The 20945-nt window shown below is 68.3% G+C and carries 18 protein-coding genes; 4 read left to right on the forward strand and 14 right to left on the reverse strand.

The genetic code is table 11. The annotated features are described in order from the left end of the window. Nucleotides 1–2 precede the first annotated feature (2 nt). Nucleotides 3–482: a MarR family winged helix-turn-helix transcriptional regulator gene (locus MMF96_RS01850; protein WP_176616967.1), complete on the reverse strand. Its 480-nt coding sequence runs from the start codon at nucleotides 480–482 to the stop codon at nucleotides 3–5. A 59-nt stretch (nucleotides 483–541) separates the two neighbouring features. On the opposite strand from MMF96_RS01850, the gene MMF96_RS01855 reads away from it, so the two are divergent. Further along, the gene (locus tag MMF96_RS01855; protein WP_256882347.1) at nucleotides 542–2344 is read left to right on the forward strand and encodes a chloride channel protein; all 1803 of its coding nucleotides are present in this window, start codon (nucleotides 542–544) and stop codon (nucleotides 2342–2344) included. 85 nt (nucleotides 2345–2429) lie between these two features. Here the strand turns inward: MMF96_RS01855 and MMF96_RS01860 are convergent, their stop codons facing one another. After that, nucleotides 2430–3236 carry a hypothetical protein gene (locus MMF96_RS01860; protein ID WP_256882348.1) on the reverse strand — a complete coding sequence of 269 codons (807 nt, stop codon included), beginning with the start codon at nucleotides 3234–3236 and terminating at the stop codon, nucleotides 2430–2432. Between the two features lie 185 nt (nucleotides 3237–3421). Between MMF96_RS01860 and MMF96_RS01865 the strand changes: the two genes are divergently transcribed. Together MMF96_RS01865 and MMF96_RS01870 are read left to right on the forward strand one after the other, a co-directional pair. Continuing rightward, nucleotides 3422–4492, forward strand: a complete 1071-nt coding sequence (locus MMF96_RS01865) for an MBL fold metallo-hydrolase (RefSeq protein ID WP_256882349.1) — start codon at nucleotides 3422–3424, stop codon at nucleotides 4490–4492. Next, a complete protein-coding gene (locus tag MMF96_RS01870) occupies nucleotides 4489–5832 on the forward strand; it encodes an MFS transporter (RefSeq protein ID WP_256882350.1) in 1344 nt (447 codons plus the stop codon). Before MMF96_RS01865 ends, MMF96_RS01870 begins: the two co-directional genes overlap by 4 nt. Before the next feature lie 304 nt (nucleotides 5833–6136). Here the strand turns inward: MMF96_RS01870 and MMF96_RS01875 are convergent, their stop codons facing one another. Beyond that, complete coding sequence (locus tag MMF96_RS01875; RefSeq protein WP_256882351.1) at nucleotides 6137–7045, reverse strand: LysR substrate-binding domain-containing protein; 909 nt, start codon at nucleotides 7043–7045, stop codon at nucleotides 6137–6139. Between the two features lie 218 nt (nucleotides 7046–7263). On the opposite strand from MMF96_RS01875, the gene MMF96_RS01880 reads away from it, so the two are divergent. Continuing rightward, nucleotides 7264–9156, forward strand: a complete 1893-nt coding sequence (locus tag MMF96_RS01880; RefSeq protein WP_256882352.1) for an FAD-binding monooxygenase — start codon at nucleotides 7264–7266, stop codon at nucleotides 9154–9156. Nucleotides 9157–9287: 131 nt separating this feature from the next. Here the strand turns inward: MMF96_RS01880 and MMF96_RS01885 are convergent, their stop codons facing one another. From MMF96_RS01885 to MMF96_RS01935, 11 genes are all read right to left on the reverse strand, one after another. Then, nucleotides 9288–10181: an aldo/keto reductase gene (locus MMF96_RS01885; protein WP_176616961.1), complete on the reverse strand. Its 894-nt coding sequence runs from the start codon at nucleotides 10179–10181 to the stop codon at nucleotides 9288–9290. A gap of 132 nt (nucleotides 10182–10313) precedes the next feature. Then, nucleotides 10314–10604 carry an antibiotic biosynthesis monooxygenase gene (locus MMF96_RS01890; protein ID WP_176616960.1) on the reverse strand — a complete coding sequence of 97 codons (291 nt, stop codon included), beginning with the start codon at nucleotides 10602–10604 and terminating at the stop codon, nucleotides 10314–10316. A gap of 119 nt (nucleotides 10605–10723) precedes the next feature. Next, nucleotides 10724–12202 (reverse strand): NAD-dependent succinate-semialdehyde dehydrogenase, encoded by a 1479-nt coding sequence (locus tag MMF96_RS01895; RefSeq protein WP_176616959.1) that lies wholly within the window; start codon nucleotides 12200–12202, stop codon nucleotides 10724–10726. A 141-nt stretch (nucleotides 12203–12343) separates the two neighbouring features. Continuing rightward, nucleotides 12344–13153, reverse strand: a complete 810-nt coding sequence (locus tag MMF96_RS01900) for an HpcH/HpaI aldolase/citrate lyase family protein (protein ID WP_176616958.1) — start codon at nucleotides 13151–13153, stop codon at nucleotides 12344–12346. After that, complete coding sequence (gene hpaH / locus MMF96_RS01905; protein WP_176616957.1) at nucleotides 13138–13923, reverse strand: 2-oxo-hept-4-ene-1,7-dioate hydratase; 786 nt, start codon at nucleotides 13921–13923, stop codon at nucleotides 13138–13140. Before hpaH ends, MMF96_RS01900 begins: the two co-directional genes overlap by 16 nt. Nucleotides 13924–14010: 87 nt before the next feature. Continuing rightward, on the reverse strand, nucleotides 14011–15108 hold the full coding sequence (gene hpaD, locus MMF96_RS01910) for a 3,4-dihydroxyphenylacetate 2,3-dioxygenase (RefSeq protein ID WP_176616956.1): 1098 nt from the start codon (nucleotides 15106–15108) through the stop codon (nucleotides 14011–14013). Between the two features lie 33 nt (nucleotides 15109–15141). Then, nucleotides 15142–16671, reverse strand: coding sequence for an aldehyde dehydrogenase (locus MMF96_RS01915; RefSeq protein WP_176616955.1), 1530 nt, complete (start codon nucleotides 16669–16671; stop codon nucleotides 15142–15144). A gap of 36 nt (nucleotides 16672–16707) precedes the next feature. Beyond that, nucleotides 16708–17397 carry a GntR family transcriptional regulator gene (locus tag MMF96_RS01920; RefSeq protein ID WP_176616954.1) on the reverse strand — a complete coding sequence of 230 codons (690 nt, stop codon included), beginning with the start codon at nucleotides 17395–17397 and terminating at the stop codon, nucleotides 16708–16710. Next, nucleotides 17397–18866: a fumarylacetoacetate hydrolase family protein gene (locus MMF96_RS01925; protein ID WP_256882353.1), complete on the reverse strand. Its 1470-nt coding sequence runs from the start codon at nucleotides 18864–18866 to the stop codon at nucleotides 17397–17399. Before MMF96_RS01925 ends, MMF96_RS01920 begins: the two co-directional genes overlap by 1 nt. 152 nt (nucleotides 18867–19018) lie before the next feature. After that, complete coding sequence (locus MMF96_RS01930) at nucleotides 19019–19750, reverse strand: helix-turn-helix domain-containing protein (RefSeq protein ID WP_176616994.1); 732 nt, start codon at nucleotides 19748–19750, stop codon at nucleotides 19019–19021. A gap of 150 nt (nucleotides 19751–19900) precedes the next feature. Further along, nucleotides 19901–20881: a formylglycine-generating enzyme family protein gene (locus MMF96_RS01935; protein ID WP_375141392.1), complete on the reverse strand. Its 981-nt coding sequence runs from the start codon at nucleotides 20879–20881 to the stop codon at nucleotides 19901–19903. Between the last annotated feature and the right edge of the window lie 64 nt (nucleotides 20882–20945).

Consider the following 20945-nt stretch of genomic DNA (forward strand, 5'->3'; position numbering starts at 1 on the left):
GCTCAAAGCCCCGCTATCATCAGCTCGGCCGCGGAGGGTTCCCCGGCAGCCCGGGCGAAGACTTCAAAGCCGGTCTTGACCGCCTCGCGTTCCGTGGGGGAAAGCGTGCCCAGGAGCGTGGCGATCTCCGTGCGGCGGGCTTCCGTCACGGTGCTGTGGACGTTCCTGCCGTGTTCGGTGAGTGACATGATGACCTCCCGGCGGCTGGCCGTCCCCACCTGCCGGGTGATCAATCCGGCCGTCACCATCCTGTCGGCGAAGCGGCTGAAGCTTGATTGGTTGGCGCCGAGCCTGCCGGCCAGGTCCCCCATGCGGAGCGGGCCAAAGTCGGAAAGCACCACCAGCACCCTGAACTGGGGCAGCGTCACGGTGTCCATGACGGTGGCCAGGGACCGGGCAATCACGCCCAACAGCGCCCGTGAGGCCGTCAACGTTTCAGCGATCGCGTCTCCGGGGGCGGAAGGAGGGGTGCTAGCATGCATAATTGCAGTATGGCATATATTGTACGACCGCATGAAATTTAATCGCATGAAATTTAGGCGTGAGCCATGAAGTGAGGATTCCCTGCATGTCCAACGGCATCGGCACACCCCGACGCAACCTTTCAGCTGCCTGGCGGACCATTTGGCGGCCCGCTTCGGAAGGCGGCTACCAGTTGATCAGCGTGGCACTGGTGGTGGGTGCAGGGGCCGGGTTCGCCGCCGTCGCGTTTCGCTGGATGATCTCCGCGGCCACCCTGTTCTTTTCCGGGCACCTTGACTATTCGGCGGTCCAGGGCCACCCGGCACATCCGTGGCTGCCTTGGCTGGGCCCGTTTTTTGTCGTCCTCGCCCCCGCCGCGGGCGGGCTGGTCTACGGGCCGCTGGTCCAGCGCTTCGCGCCGGAGGCCCGCGGCCACGGCGTCCCCGAGGTCATGTATGCCGTCAGCCGGCACGGCGGGCGGATCAAGGGCCAGGTGGCCGTGGTCAAGGCCCTGGCCTCGGCCATCTGCATCGGGTCCGGGGGGTCCGTTGGCCGTGAAGGGCCGATCGTGCAGATCGGCTCGGCCCTGGGATCCTGGCTGGCCCGGGTGTTCCGGATGCCGGATGCCAGGGTGCGCACCCTGGTGGCCTGTGGTGCAGCGGGAGGCATTGCGGCGACCTTCAACGCCCCCATTGCGGGGGTCTTTTTTGCCCTGGAGCTGCTGCTGGCGGACTTCGAGGCCGGCTCCTTCGGCGCGGTGGTGCTGGCCTCCGTGGCCGCCTCCGTGGTGGGGCGGACGTTCCTGGGCGACAAGGCCTTCCTGCAGCTTCCGCCCTTCCATCTGGGCGGCGGCTGGGAGTACCCGCTGTTTCTGCTGCTGGGGCTGCTGGCGGCCCTGGCCGGGGTGGGGTTCACCCGGGTGCTGTACGGGATCGAGGACGCGTGCGACTTCGCGGCACGCCGCATCCCCAACTGGCTCCGGCCCGCCCTTGGCGGGCTGTTGCTGGGGCTGCTCCTGCTGGCCCTGCCGCAGATGTACGGGGTGGGGTACCCCGTGTTGCAGGCCGGCGTGGACGGCCGCTATGCGGTGGGCTTTTTGCTGCTGCTGTTGGTGGGCAAGATCGTGGCCACGAGCCTGACCATAGGGATCGGCGGCTCGGGCGGCGTGTTTGCCCCGTCCCTGTTCATCGGCGCCATGCTGGGTGCCGCATTCGGGGAAGTTGTGGGGATCATCGATCCGGCGCTCCACGGCCAGGTGGGGACGTTCGCGCTCGTGGGCATGGGCGCGGTCTTCGCCGGGGCCGCGCGCGCCCCGATCACCGCCGTCATCATCATGGTTGAGATGACCGGCGAGTATTCGATCATCCTGCCGATCATGTTCGCCATTGTGGTCTCCGCCGGGGTGTCCAAGCTCCTGTCCCCGGACACCATCTACACCCTCAAACTCAGCCGCCGCGGCGTGGACCTCACCCGGCACCCCGGGACCGAACTCATGCAGGCCACCCGCGTGGACTCCGTGATGGATGCCGGCCGCCGGTCCCTGGACGGCAACCTCAGCGCGGCCCAGGGCTCGCACCTGCTCCTGGCCTCCGGCAGGCACAGCCTGCCCGTCACGGACGACGCCGGCCGGCTGGCCGGCGTCGTCACCCTCCAATTGCTGTCCGAAGCGCTGGCGGGAAGCGAGGACCGACAGGGGCCGGCGCTGTCCGCGCTCGCCGAGCACGTTGCCACGGCGGCCCCTGCGGCCACCCTGGACTCCGTGGTGGATCTGGTGCTGGACTCCCCGGCAGGCGGCGGGCTGCCCGTCGTTGATGGCGGGGTCCTGAAAGGCTGGCTCAGCCAGGAAGCCGTCCTGCGGCTCCTGGCGCGGGCCGGGGCCTGAACCGGGCTGATGCCGGGGCCGGGCCCATGCCGTCGTCACGCGGCAGGCGCCCCGCGGCGGCGACTTCCCGCGGCGGCGTCCGGCCCTATGCGCCCGTCTGCGCCTTGGTGCGCCGCTGCAGGGCGGCCAGCACCGCCACCAGCACAACGATGGCCGCGGCCCAGCCGAGGCTGACCGGTGCGGTGCCCCAATCCAGTCCGCCCCGGGCATGGGAGACGCCCATCCAGTCGGCGAACGACGCCCCGAGTGGCCGGGTGACAATGTAGGCAGCCCAAAAGGCGGGGATGGCCTTCAGCCCGAACTTCCAGTACGCAAGCGCCGGAACGGCAATGACCACGGCAAAAAGCACGCCGGAGCCGAGGTAGCCCAGCTGCAGGGTGACGGCGGTGAGGTCGCCGGCAGCCGTGCCCAGGGCGAAGGTGGCCAGCACGGCAGCCCAGTAGAACATTTCGCGCCGGGGCGAGTGGATGCTGTGGATGGACAGCGTTTTTTCCGTGCGGTGCCACAGGAAAAACACGGCCGCCAGAACCACGGCGTAGAAGATTGTCGAGGCCACGTAGGGGATGCCCAGGCCCACGTGCAACACGTCGGCGGCCATGGTGCCGAAAACGCTGACCATGGCCACGGCCAGCCAGTACACCCACGGGATGTACCGCTTGACGGAGAACTGCAGTGCCAGGGCGGCCGCGAAGCACACGGCGCCGATCCCCACGGCGATGACGGGATCGATCGTGTGGGCGAGGTAGTCGCTGGTGGTCTCACCCATGCCGGTGGTCAGCACCTTGATGACCCAAAACAACGCCGTCACTTCAGGGACCTTGGAGACCAGGCTGCGGACCCGCCGGTCCGTCGCGGCGGGCAGGGTTGTATTCGGTGAAAAATCCTCAGGCATGCCATGCATTCTCCAACCGTCGGCTGGGAGGTTGCCGGGAAGGGCTGCCGGAACATAAGTAAAACCAGTTTTAGTGCACGCATAAAACCGTTTTTCAAACACTGTGAGCTGGCGCACGATAGTGGAAGAAAAGTGATCCACACCATCGTCGCAGCCGGTCGGGCTGCAGATACAGGAGGCAGGCAATGAGCCGGCAAGTCCCAGACCTTACGCCCCGGGTGGTCACGCTCGGCACCGCCGGCGGCCCCCGCTGGTGGACGGGCGAAAACGCCGGGAAGCGCTCGGGGATCGCGACCGCCGTCGTGGTCGGGGAGGCCACCTACCTCGTGGATGCGGGGCACGGGGTGGGCCGGCAGATGATGCTGGCCAACCTGCCCGTCAGTTCCCTGCGCGGCATCTTCGTCACACACCTGCACTCGGACCACACCATCGACCTGGGCTCCCTGGCCATCTTCGGCCTGTTCACCTTCGGGGCCGGACAGCACAAGATCCACCTGGTGGGACCCGGCGACCGCGGCGCACTGCCCCCGGTCTCCGCCCGGGCCACGGTGCCGCCGTCACCCGTGTTCCCGGACAACCCGACGCCGGGCATTACCGGCATGTTCAACCACCTGATGGCCGCCTACGCCACCGACCTCAACGACAGGATCCTGGACAGCCTGCGCCCGTCGCCCTTTGACTACTTTGTGCCGCAGGACATCGCCATCCCGGCGGAGGCCGGCTATTCGCCCAACGGCAACCCCACGCCGCAGGGGATGGAACCGTTTGAAATTTATTCGGACGAGCTGGTCACGGTCACGGCAACGCTCGTGGAGCACCCGCCGATCGCCCCGGCCTTCGCCTTCCGCTTCGACACCGCGGCCGGCTCCGTGACGATCTCCGGGGACACCGCGCCGTGCGAAAACCTGGTCCGGCTGGCGCGCGGCACCGACCTGCTGCTGCACGAGGCCATCGACTTTGACTGGGTCAACAAGACCTACGGCGGTTCCTCCGACGGGACAGGCCGGGCATCCGGGGACCACCACCGCAAGTCCCACACCAGCGCCGCGGAGGCCGTGGAGCTGGCAACCCGGGCAGGGGCCGGGGCCTTGGCCCTGCACCACCTGGTTCCCGGGACCACACCGCTGTCCGTCTGGCAGCAGGCAGGGGCCGATTTCGCCGGGGACTATTACGTCCCCGACGACCTTGACTCCATCCCCTTTGGCCACAGCGCCTCCGCCACGCGCACAATGGAAGAAATGGTTTCCGCGAGATGACTATGACAAGCAACAAGACCAACCCCCGCCAGGGACGTGCCGCGCGGGAAGACAGCCTGAACACCTCCGCCATGCGGCGGATCCTGGCATCAAGCTTTATCGGCAGCGCCATTGAGTTTTACGACTTCGTGCTCTATGCGATGGCGGCCAGCCTGGTGTTCAACAAGGTCTTCTTCGCCAACATCCCGCCCGCCGTGGGGTTGTTCGCCTCCTTCGGCACCCTGGCCGTGGGGTACGCCGCCCGCCCGGTGGGCGGGGCCATCTTCGGCCACTTCGGCGACAGGCTCGGCCGGAAGGGCTGCCTGATTGTCTCCATGGTGATGATGGGCCTGGGCACCGCATCCATCGGGCTGCTGCCCACGACGGCGCAGATCGGACTCGCTGCGCCCATCCTGCTGGTGGTGCTGCGCCTGGTCCAGGGCATCGCCGTCGGCGGGGAATGGGGTGGCGCCATGCTGGTTGCCCTGGAACACGCCCCGTCCAAGCGCCGCGGCTTTGCCGCCAGCTTCGCCAACATGGGCGGGCCCGCCGGCGCCGTCATGGCCACGCTGATGGTCTCGGCCTTCTCGGTCATGCCCCGGGCACAGTTCCTGGCATGGGGCTGGCGCGTGCCGTTCCTGGTCAGCCTGGCGCTCGTGGCCGTGGGCCTGGTGATCCGGTTGAAGGTGGCCGAGACGCCGCTGTTCCTGGAACTGGAGAAAACGGCGGAAAAGAAGCGCGTGCCGCTGCTGGAGGTCTTCACCAAGTACCCCAAGAACCTGATCCTGGGCACACTGGCGGGCATGAGCTCCTACACCGTGCAGGGCCTGATGACGGTCTGGGCCATTGCCTACGCGGTGGACCACGGTGTCAGCCAGACCGGCGTGCTGAACGTCAAGGCCGTCGGCGCCATGCTCACGATCGTTGGCATCTGGTTCGCCGCCCGGCTCAGCGACAGGTTCGGCCGCCGACCCGTCATGCTCGCCGGCATGATTGCCGGCGCCGTGCTGGCCTTCCCGATCCTCTGGCTCCTGCAGACACACACCCTGCTGGGCTTCGCGATCGGCCTGTTCCTGGCCAACGGCATCATCCAGGGCGTCATCTTCGGCCCGTTCGGCGCGTACGTGGCGGAGCTGTTCCCCACCCGCATCCGCTACACCGGCGCCTCGCTGACCTACCAGTCCTCCTCCACGCTGGGCGCCGGCTTCACGCCCCTGATCGCCAGCAGCCTGGTCCTGCTGGCCGGCGGCTCGCTGTGGCTGGTGGGCGTGGCCTGGGCCCTGGCCTTCGTGGTGGCGGCCGTGTGCGTCATGGCCACCAAGGAAGGCCGCACCGCGGACCTCAGCGGCGACATGCGCTGACCCATTCACCCGGGTGCGATCTCCCCGGACGACGGCGGCGGGTGGCCTTCCAGATCGGAAGAGCGTCGTGTAGGGAAAGAGTGTGGCCTTCCGGCGGAAGGCCACCCGCCGCCGTCGTGCGTGCCCCGCGACGTCCGCCCTCCCCACGGACGCTCGGTTGCAACCGGGGGTGTTTTTAAGGACGCTCCCGCGCAACCGGGGGTGTTTTTGCGGACGCTCGGTTGGTGGTGCAGGGCCGGGCGCGGCCCCGGGTCTCGACGCGCTCGCAGGGCTCGCTGCCCGGCCGGCGGGGTGTGCCGGGTCTTTACGGGCTGACCGGCGGGGTATAGGCGGCGCAGTAGTCGATGAGTGCCTGCAGCTTGCGGCTGGGCTGTTGCTTGGCGGGGTAGGCAAAGCAGATGTCGCTGTGGCCGATGGGGCCCTCGATGGGCAGGGGAACCACGGGCAGGCCCTCGTAGCTGACGTCGTGGGGCGGGCGCTGGACCAGGACCGTGTAGCCCAGGCCGCGGGCCACCATGCCGCGGACGGCCTCATAGCTGGTGGACCGCCACGCAATTTTCGGGTCCAGGCCGGAGGCGCGCAGGTTCGGCAGCTGGTTTTCGCGCACTGTGGGGATGTCCAGCAGGACCATGTCGTCATCGGCCAGCTCCGCCAGCCGGACGGCGGAGCGCCCGGCCAGGCGGTGCATGACCCCCACCAGAACGTAGGGCCGGCCTCCCCTGACAACCTTGTACTGGGCCCCCTCGACGACGTGCCGCGTGTGGGTCAGGACGGCGTCGAGCCTGCCCTCGAGCATGTCCAGCTGGAGACGGCGCGGCGGACCTTCGGTGATGGACAGTGCCAGGTGCGGGTTGGCTGCGGCGAAACCGGCGGTGATGGGCGGGACCCAAAAGGCGGCCAGCGTGCTGTAACATCCGATGTCCAGCGGCCCGGCCAGCATGCCGGGGGACTCTGCCGTGGTGGCCTGGAGCTCGTCGGCCTGGCGCAGCAGCATCCGGGCCTCGGAAAGGAACCTGCGCCCCGCGCTGGTCAGCGTGATGCCCTTCGCCTTCTGCCGGACCGCCAGCTGGACGCCGAGGGCCTTTTCCAGCTCCGTCAAGGCCAGCGACAGCCCGGCCTGGGAGACGTGGGTTGCCTCTGCGGCCGCCCGGATCGAGCCGTGGTCGGCGATGGCGACAAAATGGAGCACCTGCCGGAGGGTGTAACGGAACATGGTCGAATCCTATCCGCACCGCAGGGCCCGTACGCGGCGCCAACGTCCCCTGGAACCGCCGAAACACCCGTCCGCCCTGGCGACGTTCAGCTCACAGGCTTGCGTGAGTTGACGCACACAATTATGCTTAGTGTGCACTATTAGAACTGCATGTTCAAATAGCGAATTAACGATTTTTGGTGGCGCAGCCGCCGCCACCTTGCAGCGAGGAGATTCTTGTGCAGTTCCACCACCATGGATACGTATCCGGTGACCCGAGGGTCAAGCCGGCCGCCGGTGTCGGCATTGACCGCCCCGAGGAGCTTCCGGATGAGGTGGACGTGCTGATCGTGGGCTCGGGGCCGGCCGGCATGCTCACCGCAGCCCAGCTCTCCCAGTTCCCGGACATCACCACGCGCCTCGTGGAGCGTCGCGGTGGCCGGCTGGAGCTCGGCCAGGCCGACGGCATCCAGGCCCGCAGCGTCGAGACCTTCCAGGCGTTCGGCTTTGCCGAGCACATCACCGCAGAGGCCTACTGGCTCACGGAAATGAACTTCTGGCGCCCGGACGAAAAGGAACCGACCCGGATTGTCCGCGGCGGCCGCGCCGTCGACGACACGACCGGCATCAGCGAATTCCCGCACCTGATCGTCAACCAGGCCCGCGTGCTCGACTACTTTGCCGAGGTCGCCAAAAACTCGCCCACCCGCCTGGTCCCCGACTTCGGCTGGGAATTCCAGGGCCTGGAGGTCACCGGCGAGGGCGACTACCCCGTCAAGGTCACGCTGGTGCGCAGCGCCGGCGAGGACGAGGGCACCGAGCGCTTCGTCCACGCCAAGTACGTCGTTGGCTGCGACGGGGCCCGCAGCAAGGTCCGCTCGGCGATCGGCTGCACCATGGGCGGCGACCAGGCCAACCATGCCTGGGGCGTCATGGACGTGCTGGCCCAGACCGACTTCCCGGACATCCGCACCAAGTGCGCCATCCAGTCGCACGACGGCGGATCCATCCTGTTGATCCCCCGCGAGGGCGGCTACCTCTTCCGCATGTACGTGGACCTGGGCGAGGTGCCCGAGGGCGACCGCGGCGCCGTGCGCAAGACCAGCATCGAGCAGATCATCGCCAAGGCCAACGAGATCATGCGCCCGTACACCGTGGATGTGCGCAGCGTTGCCTGGCACAGCGTCTACGAAGTGGGCCACCGCCTCACCGACCGGTTCGACGACGTCCTGGCGCAGGACCGCGGCACGCGCAGCCCCCGCGTCTTCATCACCGGCGACGCCTGCCACACGCACAGCGCCAAGGCCGGCCAGGGCATGAACGTCTCCATGCAGGACGGCTTCAACCTCGGCTGGAAGCTCGGCCACGTCCTTGAAGGACGCAGCCCCGCCGCGCTGCTGGACACCTACTCCACCGAGCGCCAGGTGGTGGCGAAGAACCTCATCGACTTCGACAAGGAATGGTCCACCATGATGGCCAAGAAGCCCGAGGAGTTCGCCGACCCGTCGGAGCTGGAGGACTTCTACGTGGCCACCGCCGAGTTCCCGGCAGGGTTCATGACGCAGTACACGAGCTCGATGCTCACGGCCTCACACGCCCGCCAGGAGCTGGCCACCGGGTTCCCGCTCGGCAAGCGTTTCAAGTCCGCACGCGTCTCCCGCGTCTGCGACACCAACCCCCTGCACCTGGGCCACCTGGCCACGGCCGACGGCCGCTGGCGCATCTACGTCTTCGCCGACCAGGCCCAGCCCGGGGCCGCCTCGCCCACCACGGACCTGGCGCAGTGGCTCGCAAACGCCCCGGAATCGCCGCTGGCGGCCACTCCCGAAGGGCTCGACGCCGACGCCTGGTTTGATGCGAAGGTCATCTACCAGCAGAAGCACGAGGACATCGACATCAACGCCGTGCCCGACGTGTTCAAGCCCGTGGTGGGGCCGTTCCGGCTCACCAACCTTGAAAAGGTGTTCGGCATTGTGGAAGGCGATGACATCTTTGATGTGCGCGGGCTGTCCCGCGACGGCGTTGTCGTCGTCGTCCGCCCGGACCAGTACGTGGCGGACATCCTGCCGCTGACCGCCACTGCGGAGCTGGGCGAGTTCTTCGCACAGATCCACTCGGGCGCCCGCGTGTAACAGCGTTTCGCAGCAAAGGTACGGCCCCGCAGTGATGCCACTGCGGGGCCGTACCTTTGCCGCCTGCGCCCCCGGCTGGTTACGGGCGGTTCCGGGCGGCGCCCCGACAAGGCGGGCGGGCACGCATTGCCTTATTTGGTGCCCGCCCGCTCATGTTCGGCACGGCCGGCGGCGTCCAGGGCGGCGAACGTTTCCCCGTCCAGCCGCAGGGCGGCCGCGCCAAGGTTTTCTTCCAAGTGCGCCGGGGATGACGTACCGGGGATCGGAAGCATGGCGGGGGAGCGCTGGAGCAGCCAGGCCAGGGCCACCTGGGATGGCGTGGCACCCAGCCGCTGCGCCGCCTCCTCGACAGCACCGCCGGCCCCGGCCAGCATTCCTGCCGAGATCGGGGCCCACGGGATGAAGGCAATGCCGTGTGCCTCCGCGTAGTCCAGCACATCCTCGGAGGACCTGTCGGTGAGGTTGTAGCGGTTTTGCACGCTGGCCACGGTGAAGTACCCGGCCGCGGTTTCCAGCTCCGCGACGGACACCTGGGAGAGGCCCAGGGCCCTGACCTTGCCTTCGTCCTGGAGGGCGCGCAGGGTCCCGAACTGCTCCTCCACCGGCACCTTGGGGTCGATGCGGTGCAGCTGGAACAGGTCCAGGGTGTCCACCTTGAGCTTGCGCAGGCTCAGCTCCACCTGCTGGCGGAGGTACTCGGCACGGCCCAGCGGAACCCACTTGTGCGGCGCAGGTCGGGCCTGGCCGGCCTTGGTGGCAATGTGCAGCCCCGCCGGATAGGGGTGGAGTGCCTCGGCGATGATGCGCTCGGAGACGTCCGGGCCGTAGGAGTCGGCGGTGTCGATGAAGTCGACGCCCAGCTCCACGGCCCTGCGGAGCGTGGCGACTGCCGCCGCATGGTCGGCGGGCTCGCCCCAGATGCCGTCGCCGGTGATCCGCATGGCACCGTAGCCCAGCCGCTGGACAGTCCCGAGGTCCTTGATGTCGATGGTGGCCGCCACGGCGGCCTGTGTGTTTTGGCTCATATTCGGGGCAACCGGCGCCGGACGGGCAATATTCCGGCAGCGGCCCTTAAAGCTGCGCAATGCCGTCACGTGGACCCTGCGCCACGTGGGAAGTGGCGCAGGGCCGGCAGCGCGCGGTGCGCCGCCCCGGGGCTACCCGAGGTCCACGACGTCGAACTCGAGCAGGTCCATGCCGCTGGCCACCGGGGCCTGGGCGGAGTGGTCGTGGCCGGAGCGCTGGGCGCGCCAGTTCTCAAAGTCTTCACGGGTGGCCCATTGCGTGTAGACGAAGTAGCGGTCCTCCCCGGCGACGGGGCGCAGGAGCTGGAACCCCTCGAACCCGGGGGCGCCGTCCACCGAGTGCTTGCGCGCGGCGAAGCGCGACTCGAGTTCGGATCCGGCCTCGACCGGGACCTTCAAGGCGTTGATGACAACAATGGACACTTCTGCTCCTTCCGGGCCCGGAATGCCCGGGCCGAGTGTCCTTCCACGCTACCGCAGCGCACTCGGGAACAGCGCTGCCCCCGGCCGGGGACGGCGCTGTTGTGGCGGCAGCCCGTTGTTTACGCGTACGGATCCGCGATGCCGATGTACTGCGTGGTGGTGTATTCGGCAATGCCCTCGGAACCGCCTTCACGGCCCAGGCCCGAGTGCTTGACGCCGCCAAACGGTGCAGCGGCGTTGGAGATGACGCCGGCGTTGAAGCCCACCATGCCGAATTCCAGCTGCTCGCTGACCCGCAGCAGCCGCGAGAAGTCACGCGTGTAGACGTAGGCGGCCAGGCCGTATTCGGTGGAGTTGGCGATCCGGATGGCGTCGGCCTCGTCCTTGAACGTGGTCACCGGGGCCACGGGGCCGAAGATCTCCTGCCCCAGGATGGCGGCGTCGTTGGGCACGTTGCCCAGGACGGTGGGCTGGTAGAAGTACCCGTCACCGGCCACGACGTCGCCGCCGGTCAGGACTGTGGCGCCGTCCGCGACGGCCGCGGTCACCAGCGCGTGGATGCCTTCGCGTGCCTTCTGCTCGATCATGGGCCCGACGTCGGTGCCGGCCTCCGTGCCGCGGCCCACCGTGAGTGCGCCGATGCGTTCGGCGAGCTTGGCGGTGAATTCCCCGGCCACGGATTCGTGCACCAGGAAGCGGTTGGCGGCCGTGCAGGCCTCGCCCATGTTGCGCATCTTCGCCGCCATGGCGCCGTCGACGGCCGCCTCAAGGTCGGCATCCCCGAATACGATGAACGGGGCGTTGCCGCCCAATTCCATGGAGGTGCGCAGCACGTTGTGGGTGGCGTCGGCCATGAGCTGCTTGCCCACGGCCGTGGAGCCGGTAAAGGAAATCTTGCGCAGGCGCGAATCCTTCAGCAGCGGCCCCGAGATCGCCGCGGCGCTGGAGCCGGAAACCACGTTCAGGACGCCGTCGGGCAGCCCGGCCTCCTGCATGACCTGCGCGAACAGCTGGGCCGTGAGCGGGGTCAGCTTCGCGGGCTTGAGTACCATGGTGCAGCCGGCGGCGACGGCGGGGCCCACCTTGCGGGTGGCCATGGCCAGGGGGAAGTTCCAGGGCGTGATGAGCAGGCAAGGGCCCACGGGCTTGTGCTGGACCAGGATCTTGTTTTTGCCTTCCGGCGTGGTCACGTAGCGGCCGTAGTCTCGCACGGCCTCCTCCGAGTACCAGCGCAGGAATTCGGCGCCGTAGGCCACTTCGCCGCGGGCCTCGCCCAGCGGCTTGCCCATCTCCAGGGTCATCAGCAGGGCAAAGTCCTCGGCCCGCTCGGTGACGAGCTCGAAGGCCTTGCGCAGGATCTCCCCGCGCACCCGCGGGGCCGTGCGGGCCCAGCCGGCCTGTGCTGCCGACGCCGCATCGAGGGCTGCGAGGGCATCCTCGCTCCCGCCGTCGGCGATGGAAGCGAGGACCTTTCCGGTGGCGGGGTCGTGGACGTCCAGGGTCTTGCCGCTGGCGGAAGCCTGCCACTGGCCGTTGATGAGCAGCCCGGTCGGGACGGACGCGAGCAGCCCTGCTTCGCGGTCAACTGTGATGGTCATGCGTGAGCTCCTTGAAGATTGTGTGTGTGGGGCGGGAGTTGACGCTGGTCGAGCTTGTCGAGACCTTGGTTTCCACAAGCGGGGGTTTCCACAAGCGGGGGTTTCGACAAGCGGGGTTTCGACGGGCTCAACCAGCGCTGGTCAGTAGCTGGCGGTGGGTCCGGTGCCGGCCGCCGGGACATAGCCGGCGGCGAGGGCTTCGCTGCCGCGCGCCAGCATGGCCACGTCGGCGCCCACCAGGATGAAGTCCACGCCGGCGGCCAGGTAGCGGCGCGCGGTGGCCTCGGCAAAGGCGTTCACGCCCACCGGCTTGCCGGCCGCCTTGGCCGCCTTGATGCAATGCTCGACGGCGGCCACGACGTCAGGGTGTTCCTGCGCTCCCAATACGCCCATGGAGGCGGCGAGATCGGAGGGGCCGATGAAGACGGCGTCGATCCCGTCCACGGCGAGAATCTCCGACACGTTGTCCACGGCCTCGCGGGACTCGATCTGGACGATCACGGTGATGGTCTCCGAGGCCCGGGCCAGATAGTCCGGGATGCGGTTCCACCGGGCCGAGCGGGCCAGCGCCGAGCCGACGCCCCGGACGCCGCGCGGCGGGTAGTGGGCGGCGGAGACGGCGGCAGCAGCGTCGTCGGCCGTGTGGACCATGGGGATCAGCAGCGACTGCACGCCCAGGTCAAGGTACTGCTTGATCAACACGGTGTCGTTGACGGGCGGGCGCACGACGGCGGTGACGGGGTAGCCGTTGACCGCCTGCAGCTGCGCGAGGATGCCTTCGAGCCCGTTGGGGCTGTGTTCGGCGTCGATGAGCAGCCAGTCCAGCCCGGCGCCGGCACAGATCTCGGCCACCAGCGGGCTGCCGGAGCACACCCACATGCCGGCCAGCGGCCGCCCGGCCCCGGCCAGGGCGTCCTTGAACGACGGGTCCGGCGTTACACGAACTGGCATGTGATGGTCCCCAGCTTTCCATAGTCGGCAAAGACGGTGTCGCCCTCGTTGACCCACATGGGGCGGGTGAAGGAGCCGGCGAGGATGAGCTCGCCGCCCTTGAGCGAGTCGCCGTGCGGGGCGATCTTGTTGGCCAGCCAGGACACGCCCGTCGCCGGATGGTTCAGCACGCCGGCCGCCACCCCGGTCTCCTCGATGGCCTGGTTCTTGAACAGGATGGCCGAGACCCAGCGCAGGTCCAGGGCGTCCGGCTTCACCGGGGTGCCGCCCACCACCATGGCGCCCATGGCGGCGTTGTCGCTGATGGTGTCCACAATGGTCCGGCCCTCCATTTCGATCCTTGAGTCGAGGATTTCTAGCGCCGGCACCACGTATTCGGTGGCGCGCAGCACGTCAAAGAGCGTGGCGTCGGGGCCGCTGATGTCCTCCTTGAGCAGGAACGCCAGCTCCACCTCGATGCGCGGGTGTGAATACTGCTTCCACTCAACCGTGCAGCCGTTTTCCAGGATCATGTCCTTGAAGATGATCCCGTAGTCCGGCTCCGTGATGCCCGTGGCGTACTGCATGGCCTTGGACGTCAGGCCGATCTTGTGGCCGCCCAGCACCCGCCCCTGCGCTTCGCAGCGCTCCCTCCACAGCTTTTGCACCCGGTAGGAATCCTCCACCGTCATCTCCGGGTACCGCGCCGTCAGCCGGGGAACGGGCACGCGGCTCTTTCCGGCATCGACCAGTTCATCGGCAATGGCGGCAATGGTGTCATCGTCAAGCATGTATGTCTCCTCTAACGTTTTAAAGGCCGAGCGGTGCGTGCCGGGAGCCGGCGGGGCAAATGCCCCGCCGGCGACGGCACGCATGGGCTAGAGCTGGGTGCCCATCTTGAAGCCGATCTCCTCGGCCGGGTCGCCGTTCATCGCGTCGCCCGGGCCGCGGGTGTAGGAGAAGCCGTCAGCGCCGACCGTGACCGCCATTTCGGACGCGTCGGTGCGCTTGATGACGGGCTGCGGCTTGCCGTCCAGGTCCAGCACCAGGGAGGCCTCCGTGTACCAGCTAGGGACGACGGGGTTGCCCCACCAGTCGCGGCGCTGGTTGTCGTGCACGTCCCAGGTGACGGTGGGGTTGTCCGGGTCGCCGGTGTAGTAGTCCTGCGTGTAGATCTCGATGCGGTGGTCGTCCGGGTCCAGGATGTACAGGTAGAAGGCGTTGGAGACGCCGTGGCGGCCGGGGCCGCGCTCGATCCGGTCGGAGATGCGCAGGGCGCCCATCTTGTCGCAGATGGCGATGATGTTCGCCTTTTCGTGCGTGGCGAAGGCAATGTGGTGCATGCGGGGGCCGTCGCCGCCGGTCAGGGCGGTGTCGTGGACGGTCTGCTTGCGGTGCATCCAGGCGGCGTAGGTGACGCCGTCGGAGTCCTTGATGTCCTCGGAGACGCGGAAGCCCAGGTCCTCGAGGTACTTGCGGCCGCGGGGGACGTCCGGGGTGACCTGGTTGAAGTGGTCCAGGCGGACCAGCTCGCCGGCGGAGTAGAGGTCGTAGCGGCGGGTGAGGCGCTCCACGTGGGTGGTTTCGTAGAAGAATTCGTAGGGGAAGCCCAGCGGGTCCTCCACGCGGACGGCGTCGCCGATGCCCTTGACGAAGCCGTCCTTGCGGCGCTCGGTGCGGCAGCCCAGCTCCTTGTAGTAGGCCTCGGCGGCATCCACCTCGGCCGGGGACTTGACCCGGAAGGCGGCGGCGGCAATGGCGGCCACCGGGCCCTGGCGCAGCACCAGGTTGTGGTGGATGAACTCCTCCAGGGAGCGCAGGTAGATGGTGTTCCCGTCTTCCTCGGTCACGTGCAGGCCCAGCACGTCGACGTAGAACTCGCGGGACTTGGCCAGGTCGGTGACCACCATTTCCATGTAGGCGCAGCGGACGATGTCCGGGGCCGGGATGGACGGGGTGGGGATGAAGTCGGTCATGGTGTTCTCTCCTTCGAGCGGTTGGGGTGGGGGTTAGGCGTCGATCACTTCGGCGGCGTCCTCGGCCTTGCCGAAGACGGGGTTGTGGACGGCGCCGAGATTGATGTGGACGGCCTGCTGGTCCGTGTAGAAATCGATGGAGCGGTAGCCGCCCTCGTGGCCCAGGCCGGAGGCCTTCACGCCGCCGAACGGGGTGCGCAGGTCGCGGACGTTGTTGGAGTTCAGCCACACCATGCCCGCTTCAACGTCCTGGGCGAAGTTGTGGGCCCGCTTGAGGTCGTTCGTCCAGATGTAGGCGGCCAGTCCGTACTTGGTGTTGTTGGCCAGCTCAAGGGCCTCCTCGTCCGTGTCGAACGGGGTGATGGCGACGACCGGGCCGAAGATCTCCTCCTGGAAGATCCGGGCATCCGGGGCGACGTCGGCAAAGACGGTGGGCTGGATGAAGTTGCCTTCCGGGAACTCCGCGGGGCGGCCGCCGCCGGCGGTCAGGCGGGCTTCGGTCTTGCCGATCTCCACGTAGGACATGACCTTCTCGAAGTGCTCGGGGTGGACCAGCGCACCGACCTCGGTGGCGTCGTCGTGGGGCAGGCCAACCTTCACGCGCTTGGCCTGGGCGGAGTAGCGCTCCACGAATTCGTCGTAGATGCTGCGTTCGACCAGGATGCGCGAGCCGGCGGTGCAGCGTTCGCCGTTGAGGGAGAAGACGCCGAAGATCGTCGCGTCGATGGCGGCTTCCAGGTCGGCGTCGGCGAAGACGACGGCGGGGGACTTGCCGCCCAGCTCCATCGACAGGCCCTTCAGGTAGGGTGCGGCGTTGCCGAAGATGATCTGGCCGGTGCGGGACTCGCCGGTGAAGGAGATGAGCGGGACATCCGGGTGCTTGACCAGTGAGTCGCCGGCGTAGCCTTCCTCACCGAAGCCGTGCACGATGTTGAACACGCCCGCCGGCAGGCCAGCCTCCTCGAAGATGCCGGGCCACAGGGACGCGGAAAGCGGGGTGAACTCGGCCGGCTTGAGTACCACGGTGTTGCCGGTGGCCAGCGCCGGGCCCAGCTTCCAGGACTCCAGCATGAAGGGGGTGTTCCACGGCGTGATGAGGCCGGCGACGCCAATCGGCTTGCGGTTGACGTAGTTGGCCTGCCGGCCCGGAACCTTGAAGGCGTCGTCGTGCTGGGCCACGATCAGGTCGGCGAAGAAGCGGAAGTTCTCCGCTGCGCGGCGGGCCTGCCCGAGTGCCTGCGTGATGGGCAGGCCGGTATCGAAGCATTCGAACTCGGCCAGTTCCCGGCCGCGGGTCTCGACGATGTCCGCGATCTTGTGCAGCACGCGGGAGCGGTCGCGGGGCAGCATGCCCGGCCAGGGGCCGTTCTCGAAGGCGTCCTTGGCGGCGGCAACCGCGGCGGCGACGTCGGCGACCTTGCCGGAGGCGGCCTTGATGTAGGGCTTGTTCGTGACCGGATCCAGCACGTCGAAGGTGTCGCCGTCGATCGAGTCGACGAGCTTGCCGCCAATGTAGTGCTGCAGGTGTGTGGGCAGGTTGTCCGGGATGTAGTGCTCAGCCATGGGAAAATTCCTTTTCTTCAGGTGTTCTGTGGGATTTTAGTAAGTGGGGGACAGCGGCATGCGGGCCTGCTGTTCTGGTGTGCCGCGGGCCAGGTAGGCGTCCAGGGTGGCCGCGCGGTGGGCGCGGGCGGCGCGTTCCACCGTGTCGGCATCGGCCCCGTTTTCCAGCAGTTTCAGCAGGGCCTCGTGTTCGGCAACGGATTCCTTGGCCCGGCCGGGAACGTAGTTGAACGTGGAGGACCGCAGCGCCTGCAGCCGGTTCCAGCCGCGGTGGACCATGTCCAGGATGTGCGGGTTGGGGCAGTTTTCAAACAGGACGCTGTGGAATTCCAGGTTCAACGCCGTGAAGCGGACCGGGTCAAAATGTTCCAGGCACTCGCGCATGGCCGCGTTGACGCCCCGGGCCCGGGCGATGTCCTCCGGGCCGATCAGCGGTGCCGAGAGTGCCGTGGCGGCGCCTTCCACAATGCTGAGCGTCTGCATCGTGTACAGGTACTCGGTGGGATCGATCCCGGCCACCGTGGCCCCGACGTTGCGCTCGAAGGTGATAAAGCCTTCAGCCTCGAGCCGGCGGACGGCCTCGCGGACCGGCACCACGGAGAACCCGAGGTCCTCGGCCAGCTTGGCCAGCACCAGCCGGTAGCCGGGCGTGTACCCGCCGCCAAGGATCTTCTCCTTGATGGCGGCGTACGCCCGCTCCGACTTGCTGGCTGTCTCGGGGCTCATTACTGCGCCGCGGGATTCGGATGCGTGGTGGCCCAGTCGTTGAACTTCGCCTTCCACGCCGCGTTCATCGGGTACAGGCCCTCCACGCTGTTGCCTTCGGAGACCATTTCGGCGATGAAGGTTTCCTGGTGCTCCTGGACGATGGCGTCGTCGGCCACTTCCTCCGCCAACGACGGCGGAATCACCAGGACGCCGTCCGAGTCGCCGACGATGATGTCGCCGGGCTGCACGGTGGCGCCGCCGCAGGAGATGGTCAGGTCGGTGTCCCACGGGATGTGCTTGCGGCCCAGGACGGCGGGGTGCGCTCCGGTGAAGAAGGTGGGCATGTCCAGGGCGGCGACGGCGGCAACGTCGCGGACCCCGCCGTCGGTCACGATGGCGGCGGCGCCGTTGATCTGTGCACGCAGGGCCAGGATGTCCCCGACGGTGCCGGTGCCGGGCTCGCCGCGGGCCTCCATGACCAGGACTTCGCCGTCGTTGAGCGTGTTGATGATGCGCTTCTGGGCGTTGTAGCCGCCGCCGTGCGTCTTGAACAGGTCTTCGCGGTTGGGCACGTAGCGAAGGGTGCGGGCCGTGCCGGCGATCCGCAGTTCGGGGCGGGTGGACTTCAGTCCGTCGATGCTGACGTTGTTCAGCCCGCGCTTGCGCAGCTGGGCGCTGAGCGTGGCGGTGCCCACGCTGGTCAGCTTGCGCTTGAGATCGGCGCTGAGGCCCTTCGGCGTCAGGCCGGCGGCCTCGGCCGAGCCCCAGGCGTCCTCGCGGTCGGCGTCGGAGACCTTGGGCTGGTTGCCGAAAGCGGCGAATTCCGCGGTGCCCTGCGTGACGGTGGTGCGCAGGCGCCCGGTGGACAAGCCGGCTGCGGGGGCGTCAACCTCAACTTCGATGACGTCGCCGGGGACGGCGACCGAGGAACCGGCGGGGGTGCCGGTGAGGATGACGTCGCCCGGTTCCAGCGTCATGAGCTGGGAAAGGTCCGCGACGATTTGGCTGAACGGGAAGATCAGGCCGGCCGTGGTGTCGTCCTGGACGGGTTCGCCGTTGAGCCAGGTGCGCACGCGCAGGCCGGCCGGGTCGACGTCGGCGGCCGGGATGAGGGCCGGGCCGAAGGGCGTGAAGCCGTCGCCGGACTTGGAGCGGACGTTGGAGCCCTTGTCCGCGTACTTGATGTCGTAGATGCCCAGGTCGTTGCTGGCGGTGACGTACCCGACGTGGGACCAGGCCTCCTCGGGGCTGACGCGGCGGGCGGCCGTGCCGATGACCAGGGCGATCTCACCCTCATAGGCCATCAGCTCGCAGCCGGCGGGGCGCTCAATGTCGGAGCCGCTCAGGCTCAGGGACGACGACGCCTTGAGGAAGTACGAGGGGTTTGCCGGGGTGCGCCCGCGCTGGTCCGCCCGGGACTGGTACGCCAGATGGACGGCGATGACCTTGCCGGCCTGCTTGAGCGTGGCTGCTGTGACTTGTTCCACGGAACACTCCTGGGATGGAAGTTGACGGCTTGCTGCGGCCGGTGGACCGGCCGCCAATATCAAGTACGATATCGTATACGATCACCATATCCGTGTTGCGACGGTCACGTCAAGCCCTTGGGCGGGGTGAATTTCCGGCCGCGGGCTGGCACCTACTGCAGCTGAGCCTCGATGACGTGGGCGCTGGCGGCGAGCCGGGCGCCGATGGATGCGGGGTCGGTGCTGGGGCCGAGGGAGATGGCGCAGATGGCGGCCGGCATGCCGCCGGGAATGTGGATGGGGGCGGCGATGGCGGCGACTCCGGGCAGGACCTCGTCGTGGCTCGTGGCGAATCCGGCGGCCCTGGCGGCGCGGGCTTCCGGGCGGTAGGGCAGGCCCGGTGCCAGCCGCTCCCAGGTGTCCTCGCTGATGGCGGACTGGATGGCGATGCCGGGCGCGCCGGAACTAAAGGAGTGGCGCGTGCCCGGACGCTGGGCCAGGGTGGCCCCCGAATGGCGCGGCTCCACGGTCAGGAGGGTGACCGACGCGCGGTGGTCCCAGACCGCGATGAAGGTGGTCATGTCCAGTTCATTGGCCAGTTCCGTCAGTTCCGGCAGGGCCGCCGTCTGCAGGTTGCGATTGACGCCGCGGGCCAGTGCCGCCAGCCCCGGTCCGGCCTGGACGCGCCCGGCGTCGTCCCGCATCAGCAGCGAGTGGTCCTCCAGGGTACGCAGGATCCGGTAGGCGATGGAGCGGTGCACGCCCAGTGCGGCGGACAGCTCGGCAATGGTCATGGGAGACTGGGCTTCGGCCAGGATTTCCAGCGCGCGGATGCCGCGCGACAAGGTTTGTGAATGCGCCGGGGTTTTGGCCGGGGTGCCGTCTGCTGAAGCTGAGCTCACTATGCCGTCCTAATCAGTGGCCGGCGGCGGGCTGCCGGCGCTTGTGGTTGCTGCCACATTTCACATTCATCCTATATTGGAACTTCTGATTCAGATAACGAACAAGAAGTGGCCCGTGGCCGGGGGTGCTGCCCCTGCGCCAGGCAGCATTGGTTAGGCGGTTGTTGTGGTTCTGAAGCCGCAGTTGGCGCTGGCTGATTCGGGGGAGTTGTGGCTGCGGGCGGCGAGGCGGTAGCGGTTGCAGTAGGAGTCGTGGCAGAGGTAGGAGCCGCCGCGCATGACGCGGCCGCGGCCGATGGTGGGCCCGGGCGGGTCGGTCAGGGTGCCCTGGCCGTGGCAGGTTTTGTAGTACTTGGGCAGGAACCAGTCGGCGCACCATTCCCAGACGTTGCCGCTCGTTTGGAAGAGCCCGTACCCGTTGGGTGCGAAGCTGCGCACGGGGGCGGTGGTAAGGAAACCGTCGTCGCCGGTGTTTTCGGTGGGGAAGGCGCCCTGCCAAATGTTGCAATGATGGACTCTGGTGCCGTCCGCGGCCAGCCCGTGGAGTTCGTTGCCCCAGGGGTAGCGGGCCTGGGGCAGGCCGCCGCGGGCCGCGTATTCCCACTGGGCCTCGGTGGGCAGGGACCGCCCGGCCCACGCGCAGTAGGCCAGTGCGTCGGTGTGGGAGACCTGCACCACGGGGTGGTCCGGGATGTCGTGCCAGGTGGATTTCGGCCCGGCGGGGTGGGCCCAGTCGGCGCCGCGGACGTTGAGCCACCATGGTGTGCCGGCGGCCGTGCCCAGGATGTCGCGTTGGTCTGCCTGGACGGCGAGGTGGAACACGGCGGAGGTGCCGTAGGCTTCGGAGTCGGTGCGGTAGCCGGTGGCGTTGATGAAGGCGGCGAACCGGGCGTTGGTGACGGTGGTGGCGTCGATGCGGAAGGCGGAGATGCTGACCTGGTGGACGGGCGTCTCGCCGTCGGCCGGGTAGCCCTCGTCGAAGGGGTCGCCCATGGCGAACGTCCCCGCCGGGACCAGGACGTCGTCATGGACCGATTCCGGGCCGGCGGCCCGCGCGGCGGGAACGGGTGCCGGCAGGACGCCATGCGTTTCCGGCACGGCCTGCCCGCGGCCCGGACTGCAGCAGCTTGGCATTTCCATCTGGGACCTCGCGCTTCCCTTGTTCCTATGTCTTCATGCGATGGGACGTACCTGGACC

It is taken from the genome of Arthrobacter sp. STN4 (assembly GCF_024539665.1).
Taxonomy (GTDB): Bacteria; Actinomycetota; Actinomycetes; order Actinomycetales; family Micrococcaceae; genus Specibacter.

Coding starts and splice junctions, on each gene's coding strand:
- hpaD (WP_176616956.1), bottom strand. CDS start 15,108: ATGACCGACTTCATCCCCACCCCGTCCATCCCGGCCCCGGACATCGTC.
- MMF96_RS01870 (WP_256882350.1), top strand. CDS start 4,489: ATGACTATGACAAGCAACAAGACCAACCCCCGCCAGGGACGTGCCGCG.
- MMF96_RS01900 (WP_176616958.1), bottom strand. CDS start 13,153: ATGCCAGTTCGTGTAACGCCGGACCCGTCGTTCAAGGACGCCCTGGCC.
- hpaH (WP_176616957.1), bottom strand. CDS start 13,923: ATGCTTGACGATGACACCATTGCCGCCATTGCCGATGAACTGGTCGAT.
- MMF96_RS01860 (WP_256882348.1), bottom strand. CDS start 3,236: ATGCCTGAGGATTTTTCACCGAATACAACCCTGCCCGCCGCGACGGAC.
- MMF96_RS01920 (WP_176616954.1), bottom strand. CDS start 17,397: ATGAGCCCCGAGACAGCCAGCAAGTCGGAGCGGGCGTACGCCGCCATC.
- MMF96_RS01885 (WP_176616961.1), bottom strand. CDS start 10,181: ATGAGCCAAAACACACAGGCCGCCGTGGCGGCCACCATCGACATCAAG.
- MMF96_RS01915 (WP_176616955.1), bottom strand. CDS start 16,671: ATGGCTGAGCACTACATCCCGGACAACCTGCCCACACACCTGCAGCAC.
- MMF96_RS01895 (WP_176616959.1), bottom strand. CDS start 12,202: ATGACCATCACAGTTGACCGCGAAGCAGGGCTGCTCGCGTCCGTCCCG.
- MMF96_RS01935 (WP_375141392.1), bottom strand. CDS start 20,881: ATGCCAAGCTGCTGCAGTCCGGGCCGCGGGCAGGCCGTGCCGGAAACG.
- MMF96_RS01865 (WP_256882349.1), top strand. CDS start 3,422: ATGAGCCGGCAAGTCCCAGACCTTACGCCCCGGGTGGTCACGCTCGGC.
- MMF96_RS01875 (WP_256882351.1), bottom strand. CDS start 7,045: ATGTTCCGTTACACCCTCCGGCAGGTGCTCCATTTTGTCGCCATCGCC.
- MMF96_RS01850 (WP_176616967.1), bottom strand. CDS start 482: ATGCATGCTAGCACCCCTCCTTCCGCCCCCGGAGACGCGATCGCTGAA.